Annotated in this window: 19 protein-coding genes and 2 tRNA genes; 4 read left to right on the top strand and 17 right to left on the bottom strand. The window is 29.5% G+C overall.

Features of this window, described 5'->3' with window-relative positions; genetic code table 11:
• Window positions 1-36: 36 nt before the first annotated feature.
• The 10 genes from minE to CONE_RS02690 all read right to left on the bottom strand — a co-directional run bounded on the left by minE (window position 37) and on the right by CONE_RS02690 (window position 9,247).
• Entirely contained in the window at window positions 37-297 is a 261-nt protein-coding gene (gene minE, locus CONE_RS02735) for a cell division topological specificity factor MinE (protein WP_015397217.1), read from the bottom strand.
• A 1-nt stretch (window position 298) separates the two neighbouring features.
• Window positions 299-1,114: a septum site-determining protein MinD gene (gene minD, locus CONE_RS02730; protein WP_041862208.1), complete on the bottom strand. Its 816-nt coding sequence runs from the start codon at window positions 1,112-1,114 to the stop codon at window positions 299-301.
• Between the two features lie 81 nt (window positions 1,115-1,195).
• Complete coding sequence (gene minC / locus CONE_RS02725) at window positions 1,196-1,885, bottom strand: septum site-determining protein MinC (RefSeq protein WP_015397215.1); 690 nt, start codon at window positions 1,883-1,885, stop codon at window positions 1,196-1,198.
• Complete coding sequence (locus tag CONE_RS02720; protein ID WP_015397214.1) at window positions 1,886-3,649, bottom strand: glutamine--tRNA ligase/YqeY domain fusion protein; 1,764 nt, start codon at window positions 3,647-3,649, stop codon at window positions 1,886-1,888.
• 60 nt (window positions 3,650-3,709) lie between these two features.
• On the bottom strand, window positions 3,710-4,774 hold the full coding sequence (gene ruvB, locus CONE_RS02715; protein WP_015397213.1) for a Holliday junction branch migration DNA helicase RuvB: 1,065 nt from the start codon (window positions 4,772-4,774) through the stop codon (window positions 3,710-3,712).
• 53 nt (window positions 4,775-4,827) lie between these two features.
• The gene (gene ruvA / locus CONE_RS02710; RefSeq protein ID WP_015397212.1) at window positions 4,828-5,403 is read right to left on the bottom strand and encodes a Holliday junction branch migration protein RuvA; all 576 of its coding nucleotides are present in this window, start codon (window positions 5,401-5,403) and stop codon (window positions 4,828-4,830) included.
• A 13-nt stretch (window positions 5,404-5,416) separates the two neighbouring features.
• Window positions 5,417-5,962, bottom strand: a complete 546-nt coding sequence (ruvC, locus tag CONE_RS02705) for a crossover junction endodeoxyribonuclease RuvC (RefSeq protein WP_015397211.1) — start codon at window positions 5,960-5,962, stop codon at window positions 5,417-5,419.
• Entirely contained in the window at window positions 5,962-7,554 is a 1,593-nt protein-coding gene (gene purH, locus CONE_RS02700) for a bifunctional phosphoribosylaminoimidazolecarboxamide formyltransferase/IMP cyclohydrolase (protein WP_015397210.1), read from the bottom strand. Before purH ends, ruvC begins: the two co-directional genes overlap by 1 nt.
• Window positions 7,555-7,630: 76 nt before the next feature.
• Window positions 7,631-7,870 carry a helix-turn-helix domain-containing protein gene (locus tag CONE_RS02695; protein ID WP_015397209.1) on the bottom strand — a complete coding sequence of 80 codons (240 nt, stop codon included), beginning with the start codon at window positions 7,868-7,870 and terminating at the stop codon, window positions 7,631-7,633.
• A gap of 219 nt (window positions 7,871-8,089) precedes the next feature.
• Complete coding sequence (locus tag CONE_RS02690; protein ID WP_015397208.1) at window positions 8,090-9,247, bottom strand: Rossmann-fold NAD(P)-binding domain-containing protein; 1,158 nt, start codon at window positions 9,245-9,247, stop codon at window positions 8,090-8,092.
• Between the two features lie 1,497 nt (window positions 9,248-10,744).
• On the opposite strand from CONE_RS02690, the gene CONE_RS02685 reads away from it, so the two are divergent.
• Complete coding sequence (locus tag CONE_RS02685) at window positions 10,745-12,088, top strand: DEAD/DEAH box helicase (protein WP_015397207.1); 1,344 nt, start codon at window positions 10,745-10,747, stop codon at window positions 12,086-12,088.
• A gap of 11 nt (window positions 12,089-12,099) precedes the next feature.
• On the opposite strand, the gene CONE_RS02680 is transcribed toward CONE_RS02685, so the two are convergent.
• From CONE_RS02680 to CONE_RS02665, 4 genes are all read right to left on the bottom strand, one after another.
• Window positions 12,100-12,465 carry a thioredoxin family protein gene (locus tag CONE_RS02680; RefSeq protein WP_015397206.1) on the bottom strand — a complete coding sequence of 122 codons (366 nt, stop codon included), beginning with the start codon at window positions 12,463-12,465 and terminating at the stop codon, window positions 12,100-12,102.
• A gap of 62 nt (window positions 12,466-12,527) precedes the next feature.
• Window positions 12,528-13,571: a quinone-dependent dihydroorotate dehydrogenase gene (locus CONE_RS02675; RefSeq protein WP_015397205.1), complete on the bottom strand. Its 1,044-nt coding sequence runs from the start codon at window positions 13,569-13,571 to the stop codon at window positions 12,528-12,530.
• Window positions 13,572-13,661: 90 nt separating this feature from the next.
• Window positions 13,662-13,735, bottom strand: a tRNA-Cys gene (locus CONE_RS02670).
• 30 nt (window positions 13,736-13,765) lie between these two features.
• Window positions 13,766-13,841 (bottom strand) — tRNA-Gly (locus tag CONE_RS02665).
• A 129-nt stretch (window positions 13,842-13,970) separates the two neighbouring features.
• Between CONE_RS02665 and murB the strand changes: the two genes are divergently transcribed.
• On the top strand, window positions 13,971-14,990 hold the full coding sequence (murB, locus tag CONE_RS02660) for a UDP-N-acetylmuramate dehydrogenase (protein WP_015397204.1): 1,020 nt from the start codon (window positions 13,971-13,973) through the stop codon (window positions 14,988-14,990).
• A 10-nt stretch (window positions 14,991-15,000) separates the two neighbouring features.
• Here murB and dapB read toward each other — a convergent pair whose 3' ends face one another.
• The 3 genes from dapB to CONE_RS02645 all read right to left on the bottom strand — a co-directional run bounded on the left by dapB (window position 15,001) and on the right by CONE_RS02645 (window position 18,776).
• Complete coding sequence (gene dapB, locus CONE_RS02655) at window positions 15,001-15,777, bottom strand: 4-hydroxy-tetrahydrodipicolinate reductase (RefSeq protein WP_015397203.1); 777 nt, start codon at window positions 15,775-15,777, stop codon at window positions 15,001-15,003.
• Window positions 15,778-16,218: 441 nt separating this feature from the next.
• Window positions 16,219-17,871: a DNA repair protein RecN gene (gene recN, locus CONE_RS02650; RefSeq protein WP_015397202.1), complete on the bottom strand. Its 1,653-nt coding sequence runs from the start codon at window positions 17,869-17,871 to the stop codon at window positions 16,219-16,221.
• A gap of 5 nt (window positions 17,872-17,876) precedes the next feature.
• Entirely contained in the window at window positions 17,877-18,776 is a 900-nt protein-coding gene (locus CONE_RS02645; RefSeq protein WP_015397201.1) for an NAD kinase, read from the bottom strand.
• A 296-nt stretch (window positions 18,777-19,072) separates the two neighbouring features.
• Here CONE_RS02645 and hemH point away from each other — a divergent pair, with 296 nt between their 5' ends.
• Window positions 19,073-20,143 (top strand): ferrochelatase, encoded by a 1,071-nt coding sequence (hemH, locus tag CONE_RS02640; RefSeq protein ID WP_235043352.1) that lies wholly within the window; start codon window positions 19,073-19,075, stop codon window positions 20,141-20,143.
• Window positions 20,144-20,223: 80 nt separating this feature from the next.
• On the top strand, window positions 20,224-20,793 hold the full coding sequence (gene grpE, locus CONE_RS02635) for a nucleotide exchange factor GrpE (protein ID WP_015397199.1): 570 nt from the start codon (window positions 20,224-20,226) through the stop codon (window positions 20,791-20,793).
• Window positions 20,794-20,887: the final 94 nt, after the last annotated feature.

The raw sequence follows: 20,887 nt of genomic DNA, 5'->3' as shown, positions 1-20,887 counted from the left end.
CCAATACACCTTTACTAGGCGTATTGGTTTATTTATTCAAGAAACTTCTTTCTTTTGCATTTCTATCTTTACTTCTAAAACATCAAGTGAACCGTGTCTTTCCACGTTAACTTTAATATCATCAAGATCTATATTTACGTACTTAGATAAAACTGCAATTAATTCTTGCTGTAGTTTAGGCAAATAATCTGGTGAACCCTTTGTTGAGCGTTCATGTGCAAGTATTATCTGTAATCTTTCTTTTGCAACAACAGCTGATTTCTTTTTTTCTCCAAGTAGGAACGATAAAAATGACATTTTATCTGCCTCCGAATAATCTTTTAAATAGGCTAGGTTTTTCTTGCTCTGTAAATTTCATAGCAACTTCTTTGCCTAAATAACGAGAAACTAAATCTTCATAAGCTATAGATACATTAGTATCTTTCATATGAATAGCAGGTAACCCTTGATTTGATGCATGTAGCACAGATTCAGATTCTGGTATTACTCCAATAAGATTTATTCTTAGTATATCTTCAATATCTGATATGGAGAGCATTTCTCCAGTCAACACTCGTTTAGGATTATATCTTGTAATTAGTAAATATTCTTTAATAGGGTCTTCACCATTAATAGCTCTTTTAGATTTTGATGATAAAATTCCTAATATTCTATCTGAGTCTCTAACAGAAGATATTTCAGGATTTGTAACTACTATCGCATCATCAGCAAAATAAGCTGCCATTAAAGCACCTGTTTCAATGCCAGCTGGCGAATCGCATACAATATACTCGAATCCCATTTTACTAAGATTTTTGAGTACTAGCTCAACCCCATTTTTAGTCAGTGCATCTTTATCACGAGTTTGAGAAGCTGGTAAAATAAAAAGGTTCTCGACTTTTTTATCTTTTATTAATGCCTGATTTAAATTTGCTTCTTCTTGTACTACATTGATAAAATCATATACAACTCTTCTTTCACAGCCCATAATTAGATCAAGATTGCGCAATCCAACGTCAAAGTCTATTACTACAGTCTTGTGACCTCGCATAGCTAAACCAGCAGAGAAACTAGCACTACTAGTGGTTTTGCCAACGCCACCTTTACCAGAAGTTACAACAACGATACGTGTCACGACCTTTATATCCTTATTAAATGTTAATGCTATCATGATACAACAGTCTACAGTATAAGTAGATAAAATATTCTCTAGTTTTTACAGTAAACGAATTGAAATTTTCTCATTGCATAGTTCGGCAAATAGTTTTTTGTTATACATATCACCATTTAAGTTGTTATCAAAGATTTTATATCTCCCAGCTATAGCTAACAGTTCGGCATCAAACTGTGTAGTAAATATACGAGAATCAGTATTTCCATTGGCTCCAGCTATTGCTTTGCCTCGCAAAGGTCCATAAACATGAATATTACCATCTGCTATTATCTCTGCTCCAGGACTTACCATTCCAATTACAATTAGATCAGTTTTATTAGCATATATTTTCTGTCCTGATCTTAATGGCTTATCTATCAATAAAGGTTCAAATTGACTATTTTCTATTTTTTTATCATAAAGAGAGTTATTTATATGATTTAAATCTTTTCTACTAGATGATAAATTTATCAATCCTATATCTAAAGCTGAAAGTAAATTATCTCCGTTTGCGAATATTCCGATTATATTAATATTATATATTTTCAGTACGTCTATCAGTTGATTCCAATTTACTGTTTTTGTTAACATACTAACATCGATAATAATGTATTCATTTTCAAAAAAATTTCCAGAATTTTCTAAATAATTCTTTGTAGACATATACAAATCGTCATCACTATCCTGTAATATCAGCTTGGTTGCTATGATATTAGCACTTTTACAATCTATTTTAGATGGTTTTGTTATCATTTAATTTTTTATGTAAGAATCTTTCAAGGTAACAATACGATTAATTACTATATTTTCATCTGTACTATCTTTATCCATAATGAAGTAACCAAGTCTTTCAAATTGCCATGTTTTGATATCACGATTTATTGTATTTGGTTCCAATAGTGCTGTAATAGTTTTTTTAGAATTTGGATTTATGTAATCAATAAAATTATTTTCATCGCTATCTAGAATAGGCTTAGTGAATAGATGCTCATATAGATTTATAGTTACAGATTGAGCATCTGTTGAAGATAACCATGTTATATTGCCTTTAACTTTAATTCTATTTGATCCATCAGTTCCACTTTTCGTATCTGGTAAATATTCCGCATGTACTTCTATAATATTTCCTTTACTATCTTTTCTACAACCGGTACATCTAACAATATAGCCATATTTTAGACGAACTAGATTTCCAGGAAATAATCGAAAATAATTTTTTTGAGGATCCTCCTGAAAATCATACTTGTCTATCCACAATTCTCTTTGAAAAGAAAAATTACGATATCCAAGGTTTTTATCATGATGATTTATAGGAGCATGACAAATTTCTGAATAATTTATCGGATAGTTTGTTATTATTAGTTTTAAAGGATTTAAGATTGCTATAGCTCTAGTTGCTGCTATGTCAAGATCATCTCTCAACGCTTGTTCTAGAATGCTATAATCAATTAAAGAATCCGACTTAGATACAGATATTCTCTCACAAAATAGTCTTATAGATCTAGGAGTATAGCCTCTTCTGCGTAGGCCAAATATTGTTGGTAATCTCGGGTCATCCCACCCATCAACATATCCTCCTTTTACAAGAGTTAATAATTTTCTCTTGCTAGTAACTACATAGCTTAAATTTAATCTTGCAAATTCATATTGATGAGGAAGAGGATCTGAAAAAATTCCTATTTTTTTTAATTTTTCTAAAAACCAATCATATAAAGATCTTTGGTCTTCAAATTCTAATGTGCATATACTGTGAGTAATACCTTCCAATGCATCTTCGACAGGATGTGCCCAACTATACATTGGGTAAATACACCATTTAGAACCTGTTCGATGATGAGAGGAGTGACGTATCCTATACATAATAGGATCACGCATATTTACATTTGGTGATTTCATATCTATTTTTGCACGTAATACAAGACTACCATTTGGATATTCTTGATTCTTCATTCTTCTAAATAATATTAAAGATTCCTCTGAAGGTCTGTTACGCCAAGGAGATTCGATACCTGGATTAGTTAATGTTCCTCTATTATGCTTAATTTCATCTTCATTTTGTTCATCAATGTAAGCATAGTCATTTTTTATTAGTTCTTCTGCAAATTCATACATGTAATTGAAGTAATCGCTTGCAAAATATAGATTATTTTGACTATTATTTATCCATTTAAAACCTAGCCAATTAACTGCTTCAATTATTGATTCTACATATTCTTTATCTTCTTTATCAGGATTGGTATCATCAAATCTTAAATGACAAGATCCATTATACTGTTCAGCTAATCCAAAATTTATACATATACTTTTTGCATGTCCTATGTGTAAATATCCATTAGGCTCAGGAGGAAATCTTGTCCTAATTGATGCAAAGTCAATTTTTTTGATATTTTTTTGTAGATTACTTGGTCCAGGTATTCCTGACCATAGCCTTTTATCTAGTTTTCCTGAATTAATATCTTCTTCTATGATTCTACGCAAAAAATTTTGCGATGACATGTTATTTTCAATAGTAGTCATTTATTTAAATTTTATTAATTAGTAGTTAAGTTTGATTAATATATGTTATTAGGAACTTATCTAGGGAATATTTTTTTGCTGAGAAGATTGTGCTTGATTATGCAAGCCTAAATGATTCCAAGTTATAGATGTTGCTATCCTGCCACGAGGCGTTCTTTGTATATATCCATGTTGTATTAGATAAGGCTCTATAACATCTTCTATAGTATCCTTTTCTTCTCCTATAGATGCAGCAATACTGTCAATTCCGACAGGACCACCATCAAATTTATAAACAATAGCTTCTAATAGTTTTCTATCCATGATATCTAATCCATGAGGATCTACTTCTAGCATTGATAAAGCTTGGTTTGCCACAGTATCGTTTATTATGCCTTCTGCTTTAACTTCAGCATAATCACGTACTCGTCTTAATAGTCTATTAGCTATCCTTGGTGTACCCCTCGATCTTCTAGCAATTTCTTCAGATCCATCTGTTGTGACATTTGTTCTTAACAATTTAGCACTTCTAGAAATTATACGAGAAAGATCTTCTGAATTATAAAATTCAAGTCTAGATATGATCCCAAATCTATCTCTTAATGGGTTTGTTAGCATGCCTGCTCTAGTAGTGGCACCTATTAATGTAAATGGTTGAAGATCTAATTTTACACTTCTTGCAGACGGTCCTTCTCCTATTAGGATATCTATCTGAAAGTCTTCTAAAGCCGGATAGAGAATTTCTTCTACAACTGAGGATAGTCTATGTATTTCATCAATAAACAAAACATCATTTTTTTCCATGTTTGTTAGTATTGCTGCTAGATCTCCTGGTCTTTCCAATACAGGACCAGATGTCTGCCTTAGGTTAGCTCCCATTTCATGTGCAATTATATGTGCAAGAGTAGTTTTTCCTAAACCTGGAGGCCCAAATAATAAAGTATGATCCAAAGACTCTTTTCTATTTCGAGCAGCTTTTATAAATATCTCCAGTTGATCACAAGTTCTTTTTTGTCCTATATATTCATAGAAATTTTTTGGTCTCAATGCACGCTCAATAGATTCTTCGCTACTAGGAGCTGTAGGTTCTAGTATTTTGCTATGTGTTCTGGTTGTTTGGGCAAGATGATCGGGCTTAATGGCCATATTCAGTAGTTATAAATATTTGTAGATTAATGTAGCTTTCATTTTATGCTGGATTAACCAGCACTCAGTAACTTCAGCGCGTATTTTATACTTTCAGATATAGTAAGATTTTCTGGAACAAAATTAATTATCTTCATTGCTTCTTTACATGAATATCCTAATGACACTAATGCATTAATAAGGTCAGAATGTATCTGAGGAACTTGTGTCGAATTTAATCCGGTTTCTGATTTTATTTTATTTTTTAGCTCTAGTATTAAACGCTCTGCTGTTCTTTGTCCTATTCCGGGAACTTTAGTAAGAATTGATGGTTCCTGCATTAATATAGAATTTGACAGTTCTTCAACTGTTAAAGTAGACAAAACTGATAAAGCAGTGCGAGCTCCTATTCCTGCTGTTTTAATCAATAGACGGAAAGTATTTCTAGTATTGTGATCATTAAATCCAAATAATATGTGTGCATCCTCACGTATCAATAAATGGGTGAATAAAGTTAATTTTTCATTAATATGTGGAAGAGAATTAATAGTGCCAGAAGTTGTTTCTATTTCATAACATATACCATTTACATCTAAACAAACACTATTTGTACTCTTTTCTAATAATTTACCAGTGATCCTTTCTATCATATATCAACATTTCTCAAATTAATCTTCCGTTTTTAACAGTCTTTTCTTTATCATTAATATCACTATGTTGTAAGTTCTTCATAATCATTCTGAATGGATTTATATTTGAGTGACAGAGAGCACATGATAGAGCATCAGCAGAATCAGAAGAAGGTAATCCGTTTAAGGATAGCAATCGTTGCACCATCATTTGAACTTGATTTTTTGCAGCTCTTCCTGTCCCGACAACAGCTTTTTTTATTTGTAATGCAGTGTATTCATAAACTTTTATATCATTATTAGCTACTGCACATAAAGCAGCGCCTCTAGCTTGTCCTAGCAAAAGTGTTGTAGCTGGGTTAGTATTCATAAAAATTATTTCCATGGCTGCTACTAAAGGATTTGTCTCTCTAATAATTTGATTTAAATTATCAAAAATTACCTTTAGCCTTTCAGCTAGTGGCAAATCAGTTGGTATTACTATAGTGCCACTAGTTACGTACTTGATGGTTTGGCCATTTTGTTCTATTATTCCAAACCCTGTCTTCCTAAGTCCAGGATCAATGCCAATAATTCTCATTAATGACGAAAATGCCTTATTCCAGTCATGGCCATGACTATACCATGTTCATTAGCAGCATCTATAACCTCATCATCTCTCATACTACCTCCTGGTTGTATCACACAACTGCTACCGGATGCTACTATTACATCTAGTCCATCGCGAAAAGGAAAAAATGCATCTGATGCTACAACAGAATTTTTTAAATCTAATTTTGAATTAATTGCTTTTATAGATGCGATACGAGCAGAATCGACACGACTCATTTGTCCAGCACCAATACCTAATGTCATTCCTTTGCTAGCAAAAACGATTGCATTGGATTTGACAAATTTTGCTACATTCCAGGCAAATATTAAATCATCAATTTCTTCTTTTGTTGGTTTTCTTTTAGTCACAATATTAATATCTTTTATGCATAAATCCTGACTATCAGTAGTCTGTAGTAACCACCCTCCACCAATTCTTTTTGCATCGAAGTTGTTAGTACCATGACCTATTGGAACTTTTAAAACTCTTATATTTTGTTTTGATGATAATTCATTTATTGCATCATTATCAAAATTTGGAGCTAATAATACTTCTAAAAATTGATTATCAATTACTGTTCTAGCAGTTTCTACATCAACTTTTTTATTAAATGCTACTATGCCTCCAAAAGCAGATGTTGGATCTGTTTTAAATGCCTTGTCGTAGGATTCTCTTATGTTATTACCGATAGCAACACCACAAGGATTGGCATGTTTTACAATTACACAAGCAGGTTTTTCGAAACTTCGAACGCACTCCCAAGCTGCGTCTGCATCTGCAATATTATTGAAAGATAGTTCTTTGCCTTGTATTTGCCTATAGTTGCTTAGCAATCCTTGGCTAATGTTTTCATCAATATAGAACGAGGCAGTCTGATGAGGATTTTCTCCATATCGTAAAGTTTGTTGTTTTTTTGCTTGTATTGTTATAATTTCTGGCCATTTTTGCCTATTAGGAGTTTCATCATATTTTGGAGTTTTGTCTAGCAAGCTGCTTAGATAATTTGTTATTAATCCATCGTATGCTGCTGTATGTGCAAAAGCTTTTGTTGCCAAATTTAAACGTAACTCATAGGAAGTATTCCCATACTCATCTATTTCATTTATTACTTTAGTATAATCTTTTGGATCTACTATTACTGTTACACCATCGATATCATTACCATGATTCTTAGATGCAGAACGCAACATTGCTGGGCCACCAATGTCAATATTTTCTATTGCATTTGAAAAGGAACATCCTTCTTTGGATATTGCTTCATTGAATGGATATAGATTCACAACTAATATATCTATTTTATCTATACCATATTCTTTAATTGTATTAACGTGCTCTTTTTTATCACGTTTTGCTAATAATCCACCATGAATTTTAGGGTGAAGTGTTTTAACTCTTCCATCTAAAATCTCAGGAAATCCCGTATGTTCAGATACTTCTATTACTTCTAATCCAGCTTCTCTTAATGTTTTAGCTGTTCCCCCAGTTGAGAATAAACGAATCTTTCTAGATATTAAAGATTTAGCAAATTCAATGATTCCTGTTTTGTTAGAAACAGATATCAAAGCAGTTTCGATTTTCATAGTATATTGTGTCAAGTAGATTTAGTAGAATAATTTCTCATGAGCCATGGTGTTGCCTATAAAGACACTTAAAAAATTATATTTGTATTTTATATAGCATAAGTTTTTTTCTCAAAGTACTCCTAGTAATTCCAAGCATTTCAGCTGCTTTAGACTGATTGTTATTGGACCTTTGCAAGGCTACTTCTATAACTGGTTTTTCGACGCACAAGACAACCATTTTTAATATATCATTAGGTTTAGAATCTCCCAAGTCATTCATATAGCGTGCTAAGCTTATACGTATACATTCTTCGAAAATATCTTGTTTATTCATTTGGGCAAAAATTATGGTTAATAGTATTTATATTAGTCACTCAAATTATAAATTATAATTTGCCAAACTAGTATTATATTTTATTTTTTTGTGAATGATTCTATTGAATTTTAATTAATAATAAAAACTATTAATAATGAAAATATTTTATAAATAATATATCATATTTTGATTGTTATCTTTTCACTATAAAATATAACAGATATTTCAATTAGTTGGTTACATTTTCGTTCCAATTATAAGCTGCCTTATAATTGATCTTTTTAGTGGTTTTATTAAATCAATTAAGGATAATGATGTACCAAACATTTTTTGTATTAAATGTATTTTACTGCTAAAAATATTAGTCAACGTATCAGTAATACCTATAGTTATAATTCTATCTAGATATCTTTTGTTATTGAATTTATTCAGTATGCTGATAGTTTCTGTTTTGTTATCTAGCCATTTATCAATACATCTGACAAGACATCCAACATCTCTAAGTCCTAAATTTAATCCTTGTCCTCCAATAGGATGTATAGTTTGAGCTGCGTTTCCTATAGTAACCAAATTTAGATCATTTAGATGTTTTTTTATTTTTAGAGATAATGGAATTGTATATCGTTCAAAGTCAGACGATATATTTCCTAACAGTGATCCGAAAAATTTATTTATTGATATTGAGAATTCTTTGTTTGACATATTGATTAAACATTCTATATTTTTTATATTATCACACCAAACTACTGAATAGAGATCTAAGTTCTGTGGAGTTGGTAGCAGAGCTATACATCCGGTATCAGTAAATCGTTCCCAAGCTAATCTTTCTTCGTTATTATGTGATCTAACTTTTACTGTTGTTAATAAAGCTTTTTGATCGTATTTTTTTTCAAAATCGCTACAGTTTATCCCATTAGCTTGTATAACAATTAGAGATTTTAAAAATGAGCCATCTATTTGTGTCTGGTAAATGCTATTTTTTTTAATAATTTCAACATTGTCGCCACATATAAGTGATACTCCGCTTTCTAACACTAATTTATCTAATTTTTTTTGAAGATTGTCATAGTTAACTATACTGCCCAGTTCGTCTATATTGAGATCAGTATTCTTTAATAATAATTTACCAAACTGATTGAACTTAGAAACATGTACTGTTTTTATAACAGATGATCCTTCTGGCCAAGCATTTATACCTTTCAGTAGCAACTTACTATCATAACTTAGAGCCAAGACATCTGGTTTGTGTTTTTTCTTAATCAGATCAGAATCAAGGTCAATCTTCTGTATCAATGCTACTCTGGAAGGATTTGTTGTTAGCCTAGATAACAAAATAGCCAAGGTACTTCCAGTAATGCCAGATCCTACTATTGCTATATCAAATTCTTTATTCATTTTAATTTCGATAAATATTATTTCTGTGTATTGTTTATATATACATTATATTTTCTATCACTGCTTTATCAACTGGAATATTTTGTGAAATAATTTAGACTTATTAATAAAATGATTTCTATTATAATAACTGTGTTTCAAAATCTATTAGATAACTAGTCAGAATAATTTATTTGTATTTAATGTTTTACTCCTAACAACATGACATAAAATAATATTCTTTATGCTTTAATGCTTAAATCTGATTTATTCAGATATTAGTCATTGAATGATAATTCAAACTTATTATTAGTTATGATGTTTAAAATTATTTATAACGATAGCTTTTTATGTGTTAGCTTTTTGGTCTTTTAATACTGTTTCATATAGAGCAAGTTTAATATAAGATAAATTTTCCATTTACTTTTCTTATTCCAGTATTATCTGAAGTATAATAACCTGGTTCTTAGCCTGTATATATTGAAATTAGATATTCGTGTTTAACTATTGAATTATTTTAAGTGATTTAATTTCATAAATTTTCTGTTGATGCAAAAATTAACTTTTAAGATATTTTCATAGATCCATTTTTACTAAAATCATGAATGAATTTAGCCAATAACTAGATTCACAAATACATAATAAGCAATTGCTGATTTTCTACAAGAATTGGCAGAAATTTCATACGATTTTTAATTTTAAATTTCTACACTATCTTTTACCAATTTTATTTAGGATAGTGTAAGACTTATATACATAAAGCTAATATTGTTTATTATTATCAATCCTTGATAAATTAGTTTTTTAGAAATGATTTTTTTAAAATAATTTGTTTTATATAATATGCATAATTAAAGCTAGGTAATTTTTTTGTTACTTATGGGCCAAATACAGATCTTCCAGATGATCCTTTGTTTATATCATTTGTCATAAAAAATAATATCAATAGTATCTGTTATCATTATTAATCAAGAATTTGGCTAGTTTAATTCAGCTATCAGATAATAAAAATTACTATTTATTATTATAAGATGTTAAGCAATTTTTCTATGATATTAAATATCATAGCTATATTATTTCCATAGTTATTTAGTAATTTTTTAAAATCTTATTTAAGATAAATATGTTTATATAAATCGCATACATATTAATTAAACCAATGAAGAAATATCATAATTATGATATTTGCTGTTTAATAAAAAATTATTTGATATTAAGAATTATTCTAAGGCTTAATAATTTGTTGTTTTTCCTTAACAAGTTTAATTTGTTATTATTTTACTGATTCAGTCAATTATGATGATTTTTTATGATTATGCCCCTTACTTTTATATAATTGGATTATATAATAAGTACAACTTAGCTAGCTATTTTAAATTATTTTTCATATCATTGCATACAGCATATAGCATTGCTTGTAAAATCAGTTTTTATGTTTATTTAGTTCTGTAAATCTGTATCTTGGTACATAGCAACTGTTTATAATTTTTTTATTATGTTTATATATTAAGTATTTTAATGAATCAAATTAGTATTTTTGATAAAGATGTAAAATTAAACTCATTCAGCAGTTTTGGCTTAGATGACTCTATATTGAGTGTTCTAAATGAGATTGGATATATAAAACCAACTCTAATCCAGGAATCTGCTATCCCCAATATATTAGAAGGTTTTGATTTTATTGGTGCTGCTCAAACAGGAACTGGTAAAACTGCAGCTTTTATTTTGCCAATAATTAATAAATTAATACCTTTTGCAAATAATAGTGTTTCTCCAGCTCGTCATTTATTACGTTCCCTTATATTGGTACCGACTAGAGAATTAGCTGATCAGGTTTACGAATGCATAAAACTTTATAGCAAGAATACTAAATTACGTAGCCTAGTATTGTTTGGTGGGGTAGATTTAGAACAACAAAAGGATCTGTTGCATAAAGGATGTGAAATACTAGTAGCAACTCCTGGTAGATTAATTGCTCATATAAATCAGAAGAATATATCCTTAATTAATGTGGATACATTAGTTTTAGATGAGGCAGATCGTATGCTCGATATGGGTTTTATACCTGATGTTGATAGAATAGTTGGAATGCTCCCCAAAAATAGACAAAGCTTATTATTTTCGGCTACATTTAGTGAAGGTATTCGCAAATTAGGTCTAACCTATTTAAAAGATCCAGTTGAAGCTGATGTTACTGTCCCAAATTCTATAGCTGATACAGTTCAACAGATTTCTTATAAGATATTTAATAATGATAAATATGCAGCTATGTTGTTTCTTATACGCAGTGCAGGCATGAAACATGCTATAGTATTTACCAATACGAAAATAGGTGCAAATAAGCTAGCTAGCTATTTATCCTTAAATAAGGTTAACACTGATTGTATTCATGGTGATAAAACTCAAAAAGAAAGAATAAGGATTTTGAATGATTTTAAATTAGGTGAATTAGATATTTTAGTTGCTACTGATGTTGTTGCTCGTGGATTAGATATAGTAGGCATTTCTTGTGTCATAAATTTTGATATTCCTCATAATGCTGAGGATTATGTACATAGAATAGGGCGTACTGGAAGAGCTAATAAAGAAGGGAGCGCTATTTCTTTATATTATCAAGAAGAAGATATTTATTTATTAGAAATAGAAAAGCTAACTAAAAGTATAATACCTAGGTTGGATTTTTGTTGTAACGATAAAAATGACTCTATACATTATGATAGATGTAGAAAGCCTATTATTCTTGCTTATAATGGAATAAGAAATGTTGGTTTTAAAGACTATCTGAACAATAATCATACTGTGGATACTAATAAAATTACAGCAAAAATAGCTTTTTTACTTGGAGGATCTGGTAGATCCTAACTGATTATATTTTAGGATGCTTCAAGCATTTCCCAAATGTTGGGTAATTTTGTTTTAATGTCTTTGTTATTGTTTATTGTTTTTATTATCATATTTAAATGGTCAATGTTAGAACTTATATTGCCATAAAATACAGTTTTCTTGCTTATTTGCACTAACAAAGTAGGGAAATTTATTATGTCTTCATTACCGATAAATTCATAATTATCTTCTATATCTATCCAATAAAACATATGTAGTTTAAATTTATCCGATAGAATGGATAATTCTTTTCTATATTTCCTACATGTGCTGCACCAATCAGCACAAAAACAAATTATTAGATAACAATCTTTCTTGTTTTTAGACAACTTATCTTTATTTGGGTAAAGGAGCATTTGATCAAATAATTATCTAATTTTATTTTAAAATAAAAATACAAATTTTCTGTTGTAGAATATTAATCATCTTTTATTGCATTTATACATTGTTCTATTAATATTGGTCCTTTATATATAAGACCTGTATATATTTGGACTGCATCAGCACCTGACCTAATTTTCTCTAAGGCTTGTTTTGCAGATAATATCCCGCCAGTTCCAATTATTGTTATGTCATCTCCGATATTCTTCTTAATTCTTTCTAGCACAATTAGTGATAATTCATGTAGAGGATATCCGGATAATCCTCCTTTTTCTTTGGAAAAAATTTCATTTTCCATATTGTTTCTAGATATAGTAGTATTGGTCGTTATTACCCCTTCAATTCTATATTTAACAAGAGCCTCTGATATTATGTCGATATCACATAATTCCAGGTCAGGAGATATCTTTAATGCTATTGGAGTATGTTTTTGATAAATATCAGATAATGATTTACGTGCTTCTACTAGTCTATATAATAAATTATTAAGATGTTCTTTTTCTTGTAGTGATCTTAATTTTTCAGTGTTTGGAGAGGATATATTTATGGTTATATAGTCAGCATGATTATAAGCCGTATTTAAACATTTCAAATAATCTTCTACAGAAGATTCTATTTTTGTTGTTGCATTTTTCCCAATATTTATTCCTAGAATTCCTCCATTTTTACGCCAGTTACTTCTTCTTACGTTAGATATAAGTTTATTTATTCCTAAATTATTAAATCCCAATCTATTTATTATTGCTTCTGATTTGGGCAGACGAAACATTCTTGGTTTCTGATTTCCTGTCTGTGGGTAAGGTGTTACTGTTCCTATTTCTATAAATCCGAATCCTAAATTACCTAATGAATCTATATGTTCTCCATTTTTATCTAGACCGGCAGCTAGCCCAATAGGATTTTTTACTTTTATCCCCATAATTTTTTTTGGCAAAGAAGGAGAGTAGCTTAGAATTTTTCTAGTTAAAGAACATTTATAAGTATAATCAAGACATTTGAGAGTTATCTCATGGGCCTTCTCTGGATCCAAAGAAAACAGTATTTTTCTTATAATAGGGTATGATCTGAACAGTAATGGCATATAGTAATTAAGGTTATTTAAGAAAATTAATTATACAATGTGATTCATTGTTTTTGTTTAATATAAAATAAATATCTTACTAAGATTTTATGGAGGCGCAAGGCGGAATCGAACCGCCGTACACGGATTTGCAGTCCGCTGCATGACCACTCTGCCATCGCGCCTTAATTTTTTTGTATTTTTGATTAATTATATGGAGCGGGAAACGAGTCTCGAACTCGCGACCTCAACCTTGGCAAGGTTGCGCTCTACCAACTGAGCTATTCCCGCAAATGCTATTGGCACCTAACTTTTGTGATTGTAACACATTATTGATATCTTATACAATACATAATCTTGTTATATCGAGTAATTAATTGTATTGTAAAATACAATATTTTTAGCTATAAAGTGTAATTTATGAAATCGAAACCAAAGCATCAAAATCTTAAGCATTTTAATACATTTAGTCTTGATTCTTACACAGATCATTTTTTTGTAGTGCGTAATTTCGAAGATTTGAAATTCATAACCAATATTTTCGAAGATTATAAAGATATTTTTATTATAGGAGGTGGTAGTAATGTAATTTTAAAAGATTACATAAAATCACTTGTTATTAAGGTTGGTTTTTCAGGCATAAAAATAATATCTTCTTTCGAAGATACTGTTCTGGTAGAAGCCTATGCTGGAGAATCTTGGCATGATTTCGTAATGTACTGTATTAATAAAGGTTGGTATGGTTTAGAAAATTTAGCTTTTATACCTGGTACAGTTGGAGCTGCTCCAGTACAAAATATAGGAGCTTACGGGATAGAATTCTCAAGATGTTGTTATAGTGTAGTTGCTTGGAATTTAACAAATGGTAAAATGGTAGAGTTGCCAGCTAAAGAATGTTTTTTTTCTTATAGAGACAGCATATTTAAACAAAAAACATATAAAAACTTTATTATTTTATCAATACGCGTAATTTTATCAAAAATATGGAATCCTAATATAGAGTATTTCAAAAGAAATGATTATTTTGTATCCAGATCATTGAAATGTTTAGTAGATATTAACAATGTTATTAGTATTATTTATAATACACGTAATTCTAAGTTACCTAACATTAAAGAATTTGGCAATGTCGGTAGTTTTTTTAAAAATCCTATAGTATCGAAAGATGTTTTACTAAATGCTATTTATTTGTTTTCAAACTTAGTTTTTTGGAAAATAGGAGAAGATTCTTATAAGGTATCAGCTGGTTGGCTGATAGACAACTGTGGGTGGAAAGGTAAAACATATGGCAAAGTAACTGTATACGAAAAAAATGCCTTGATATTATTAAATCAAGGCTTTGCTAAATTTGATGATGTTATGAGACTTGCTACATTTATTATTAACGATGTTTATCTTAAGAGCGGAATTAGATTAGAAATAGAGCCAAGAATTTATTAGATATCATTTTTCATATAGATAAAACATCGTTCATAGTAAATTTACCATTTTTCTTGTTCTTAAGAAAAATTGCAGCTTGAATTGCTCCATTTACATAATTTTCTCTACTATTTGATCTGTGTGTAATCTCTATTCTTTCTCCATGTCCACAAAAATAAACTGAATGATCGCCTATAATATCTCCACCTCTCATCACTGAAAAACCAATAGTTCCTGGTTTTCTAGGTCCAGTATAACCGTGCCTTGCCCATGTTGCAATTTCAGAAAGAGAGGTTCCCCATGACTTTGCTATTGTTTCTCCCATTGTGATAGAAGTTCCAGAAGGACTGTCAACTTTTTCGCTATGATGAGCTTCGAATATTTCAACATCATATCCAGATCTTAATATCTTTGATGCTAACTCTATAAGTTTCAATGTTGCATTTACACCGATACTTGTGTTCGACGCATGTATTATAGCTATATTTTTTGATGCTTGTTCTATAATGTTCAGCTCATCTTCGCTAAATCCGGTGGTTCCTATAACCATATTAACTCTATATTTTAGACAGTGTGACAAGTTTTTCATCGTGCCTTCTGGCCTAGTAAAATCTATCAGACAATCAGCATTTTTTAATGAATCTAGGTCATCTGTTAATGAAATATTAGATCCTTCTATCTTCTGTCCTAAATAATGGCTACTTGAAGAATCCAAAGCTGTTACTAACTGAAGCTCTGGATTTTTTAATAATGTTTTAATTATGGATGATCCCATTCTTCCACTTGATCCTGATACAGCTAAACGCATAAGATTTCCTTAATTTTTTAATGATTTGCAATTTAATATTTTGAGATTATTTTAGTTTTTTATACCATATTTTTAGTCTATTTTCCACAAACTGTAGAGCAAGTTTTGTGATCTTATATTCTTTATTAAATTTTTGGCTTTAGTGAAAATATTTTCATATATTTTCTTTGATAATAGTTGATTTTCCAAGTAGCAGTTCAACTTGAACAGATATCAAATTTTCGTTTATAAGTTTGGTCTTTTGATATTTATAACTCTTTCCTAGTTTTATATTTATTTAATATGGCAAATAAGATATTTGTAGCCCTTTTTATTATAAATCTTTTACTATTTTAATTAGAATAATTAAGATAAATATAAATTGATATATGATTACATAAATTAGCTTCCTTATTATTTCCAATCATAAAACCTATTAAATGTAATTAATATTTATCTTTTCTAATAATTAGAGTTCTTAATCTTGTCTAGCATTTCTTTTGCGTGGTTTATAGTTGTTATTGTTATTTCTGCACCACCTAGCATCCTTGCTATTTCTTCAGTTCTTTCATTATTAGATAGCAAACTAATCTTAGAAAGTATAGCATTTCCTTCTTTATATTTGTTTACTAAGAAATGGTTATCAGCATAAACAGCTACTTGTGGTAGGTGAGTTATTACTAGTACTTGATGTGAATTGCTAATTCTTTTTAAGAGCTTGCCAATATTTTCAGCTACAGCTCCACCTATACCATTATCAATCTCATCAAATATTATAGAGGGAGTGTTGTTGTGATTGGTAATTACAGATATTGCTAAATAAATTCTTGATATTTCTCCTCCAGAAGAAATTTTCATAATTGATTTCGGCGTGGAAAATTGATCATGAATTAGAAATCTCACACTATCTATTCCAGAAGATGATTTATTGCCATCTGTTACTTCTATTTTAAAGGATTTATCATGCATAGCTAGTGTTTTTATTATATCTGTAACCTTTTTACTTAATTTAATAGCAGTTTTCACTCTTTGTTCTGATAATTTGGTTGCATAATTTATGTACTGTTCTTTGTTTAGTTTTTCTTGATTTTTAAATATATCAATGTTCGTATTTTTGATTTCATCGATCCTGTTTTGAATCTTCTGATATAGTAAATTTAGATCTTGTGGTTTTGTTTTTAATTTTTTTGATAATGTTTCTATATCATAAATTTTAGATTCTAATAATTTAAGACGGTTCGGATCAATTTCTATATTACTTACATAGCTATTAAGATCATATATAACTTCCTTCATAGCTATCTGTGCTGAAATTAACTCTTCATATATCTTTAAAAGAGATGGATCAGACTCTATAATTTGTTGAATTAAATTTATACTTTTGCACGTTAGTCTATATGCTGATGTTTGATTATCATCAAGATATTTAATAACAGAGTCACATGTCTCAATTATACTCTCTATGTTAGATAATTTTTTATACTCTGAATATGTATTCAATAAGTCATCGTCTGAAAATTTAATTAGCTCTATTTCATTTGCTTGCCAATGTAAATGATCTAACTCATTTTGCAATCTAGATGCAGATTGTATTGAATTGTCCAAATTTTTCTTAGCTGATTCCCATAATTTCCAGTAATGATTTGTTTGTTGTATTAGATATTTATACCCACCATAAGAATCTAAAATTGTTCGTTGCGATTCACTATTAAATAAATCTTGATGGGCATACTGGCTATATACTTTCACAAGTATAGATCCTAACGATCTAAGATTAGCCATTGTAGATTTAGAATTATTTATATATCCTTTGCTGCGGGATTGTTTATTTATTATTCTTCTTATTGTTATTTCTGATTTAATTTTAATATTATATCTCTCTAACCAAGCGGAGGATTTTTCGCTGTTTTCAAAAATTGCTATAATCTCAGCATAAGAAGAACCTTGTTTAAGCACGTTAGTTTCCGGTCTATTTCCCAATACTAATGACAATGCATCTATAAAAATAGATTTACCGGCTCCTGTTTCACCGGAAAATACGGCTAAGCCATTATTAAAATTGACTTCTACTTCATTTATAATTATAAAATTTTTAATAAATAGTGTTTTTAACATATTATTTATTCAATATTGTCTGACGTTTTTGGCATAACATTCCAGTTTAGCTTTCTGCGTAGAGTAGAAAAGAAATTGTATCCATTTGGGTGAATAAATTTTGCAGAATGTCTTGCCTTATGTATATTTATACAGTCACCTGGTTGTAATTCAGACCATGTTTGCATGTCAAAGTGTACGTTTGCTTCTATTTCTTTTCTACCAACTGTTAACAGAGTTATTGCTAAAGAACCACTAGACGGTATTACTATAGGTCTGTTAGATAAAGTTTGAGGTGCAATAGGAACGAGTACTATTGCATTAAGAGTAGGGTGTATTATAGGACCATTTGAGGATAAAGCGTATGCAGTTGATCCTGTTGGAGTTGCAACTATTAATCCATCAGATCTTATCGTATACATAAAGACATCATTTAGATCTACTTTAACTTCTATCATTCCTCCAATGCCAGCACGGTTTATAACAATATCATTTAATGCAAAGTCAGAATACATTTTTTTATTATCTCTATATATGCTACCTTCTATTACTAATCTTTCTTCTAAAGTATAAAATCCATCCATTATATTAATTAATGCATTATATGTTTCGTCAATAGAGATATCAGCAATAAATCCCAGTCTACCGTGATTTATGCCTAAGATAGGTAAACTATAAGGTGATAAGTATCTTGCTGCTCCTAGCACTGTTCCATCACCTCCTGTTACTATTGCCAGAGATGCTGTTTTTCCTATAGTATCAATATTGGCTACTGTGTAGTCATATATATTAGTGTTAGATGCAGTAGCAGATTCTATAATTATCTTTCTGCCTGTTTTGGAAAGCATATCTGCTATAGCTCTTAAAGGTTCGTCTAGCCTAGCATCTTGGTATCTGCCTATTAGAGCAATTATTGGGAAATTCATATATTATTTTTCGTTAATTTCAAATATTACTTAAAGTCATACTACATCTTTAAATATAATTTATATGTAAATATCTTAGTAAGTATTACAAATCATATATTCTATTTTAGCATTTTTTAAAATAGTGCTAACTTATATATAGATATATGTGATTTTGTTTTCTTATTTTTTTAAATTATCAATAAATAATTGCCTATTGTCATTTATTTATGTTGCTATGGATATTACTTTTTAATTAACACAATAATAAGTACCGTTTAACCAATTAAATATAATTATTAGCAATGGAGAATTTTATGATTTTTAATTTTTTTTCTAATACGAAAGCTAATAGTGAAAAAATATTAATAAGTAGTAGTAATTCGAAATTAAAAAATATAGATAATAAAAATAATATAGGTATTTTATTAATAAATTTAGGCACTCCTAAGACATTCTCTATATCTGATATTCGCCGTTATCTGAGAGAATTTCTATCTGATAACAGGGTTATTGAAATATCCAAGTATTTTTGGATCCCTGTTTTATACTGTTTTATATCATTATTAAGACCATTCAAGTTGAGAAAGCTTTATAAAAATATATGGACTAAAGATGGGTCGCCAATGCTTGTTAATAGTCATAATCAGGTTATAACTCTTAAAGAAATCATGAGAAAAAGTGGCTTTCATGTTGAAATTGAACTTGGCATGAGATACGGTGATCCTTCCATAAAAAATGCTATTAACTCACTAGTTTGTAATAAAAATTGTTCAAGAATATTAATAATTCCTTTATACCCACAGTACTCTTCTAGTACCACAGGTAGTTCTATAAGCTTTGTTACTAATCACTTAACAAAATTTAGAGATATACCTGAGTTTCGTTTTTTAAAAAGATTTAATATTGATGATTTTTATATAGATTCTTTAGTTGATAGTATTAATAATTTTTGGAATAAAAATGGTAAGCCAGAAAAATTAATTGTTAGTTTTCATGGAATACCTTTTAGTTCCATAGAGCTTGGAGATCCTTACTATCAAGACTGTTTAGAAACATATTTAAAGTTAAAGAAAACTTTGAATATTGATGAAGGTCAAATAGAGATGGCTTTCCAGAGCCGTTTTGGTTATTTAAGATGGCTTAGTCCTTATACCTCAGATAGATTACATAGCTTAGCTAAAGAAGGATTTCTAAGGGTTGATGTTATATGTCCAGGTTTTATTGTTGATTGTTTAGAAACTCTTGAGGAGGTTGATTATGATTATCGACGATTATTTATAGATTCTGGCGGCAAAGAATTTAATATGATTCCTTCTCTAAATGATAATCCATTTTGGATAAACAAATTATCAGATATGATAAAGTTAAGTTTGCAGAATTGGTAATAGTTTATTTATATGACTATTTGTTTATATAATATGCTTTATTTTAATTATTTTTAAATAAGATTATTAAGGAGTTTACAATGACAGATATAAAGATTCCTGAGGAAATAATTTCCGAAGAAACTAAGGAGATTCAATCAGAAGATAATTTGTTGTCAGAAAACACGCTTAACGATTTCAAAGATCTTAGTAAAAAGTTAGAAGATGCTAATATCACGATAAAAGAACAAAACGAGAAAATATTACGTATTTATGCCGAAATTGAAAATATTAAAAGGCGCTCTAATGATGATATTGCTAAGGTAAGAAAATTTGGAATTGAATCATTTGCTGAAGGACTAGTACCAGTAAAGGATAGTTTAGAGGCTGCATTATTGCAGTCAACTCAGACTATAGAATCATTGACAGAAGGGGTAAAAATAACTTTAAAGCAACTTGATGCTGTTTTTGAGAGGAATTTTCTAAAAGAGATTAATCCATTAGAAGGCGACAAGTTCGATCCTAAGATACACCAAGCTATATCATCTATCAAATCTGAAAAACAAGCCAACACTATAGTTGAATTGTTACAGAAAGGATATGTTATTTCAGATAGGGTTTTAAGGCCAGCTTTAGTTGTTGTGTCTGCAGGCAACGCAGATATTGAATAATATAAACATTTTCAACATATAATTTATTTATTTAATAATTCAATGTTTGTTATTGGTCTTGAAAAGTATATGTTAGACCCCAATATCATGTTAA

Source organism: Candidatus Kinetoplastibacterium oncopeltii TCC290E (assembly GCF_000340865.1).
Lineage (GTDB): Bacteria > Pseudomonadota > Gammaproteobacteria > Burkholderiales > Burkholderiaceae_B > Kinetoplastidibacterium > Kinetoplastidibacterium stringomonadis.
The sequence above is the reverse complement of the archived record's forward strand: the minus strand, read 5'-3'. Positions and strand labels throughout refer to the sequence as shown.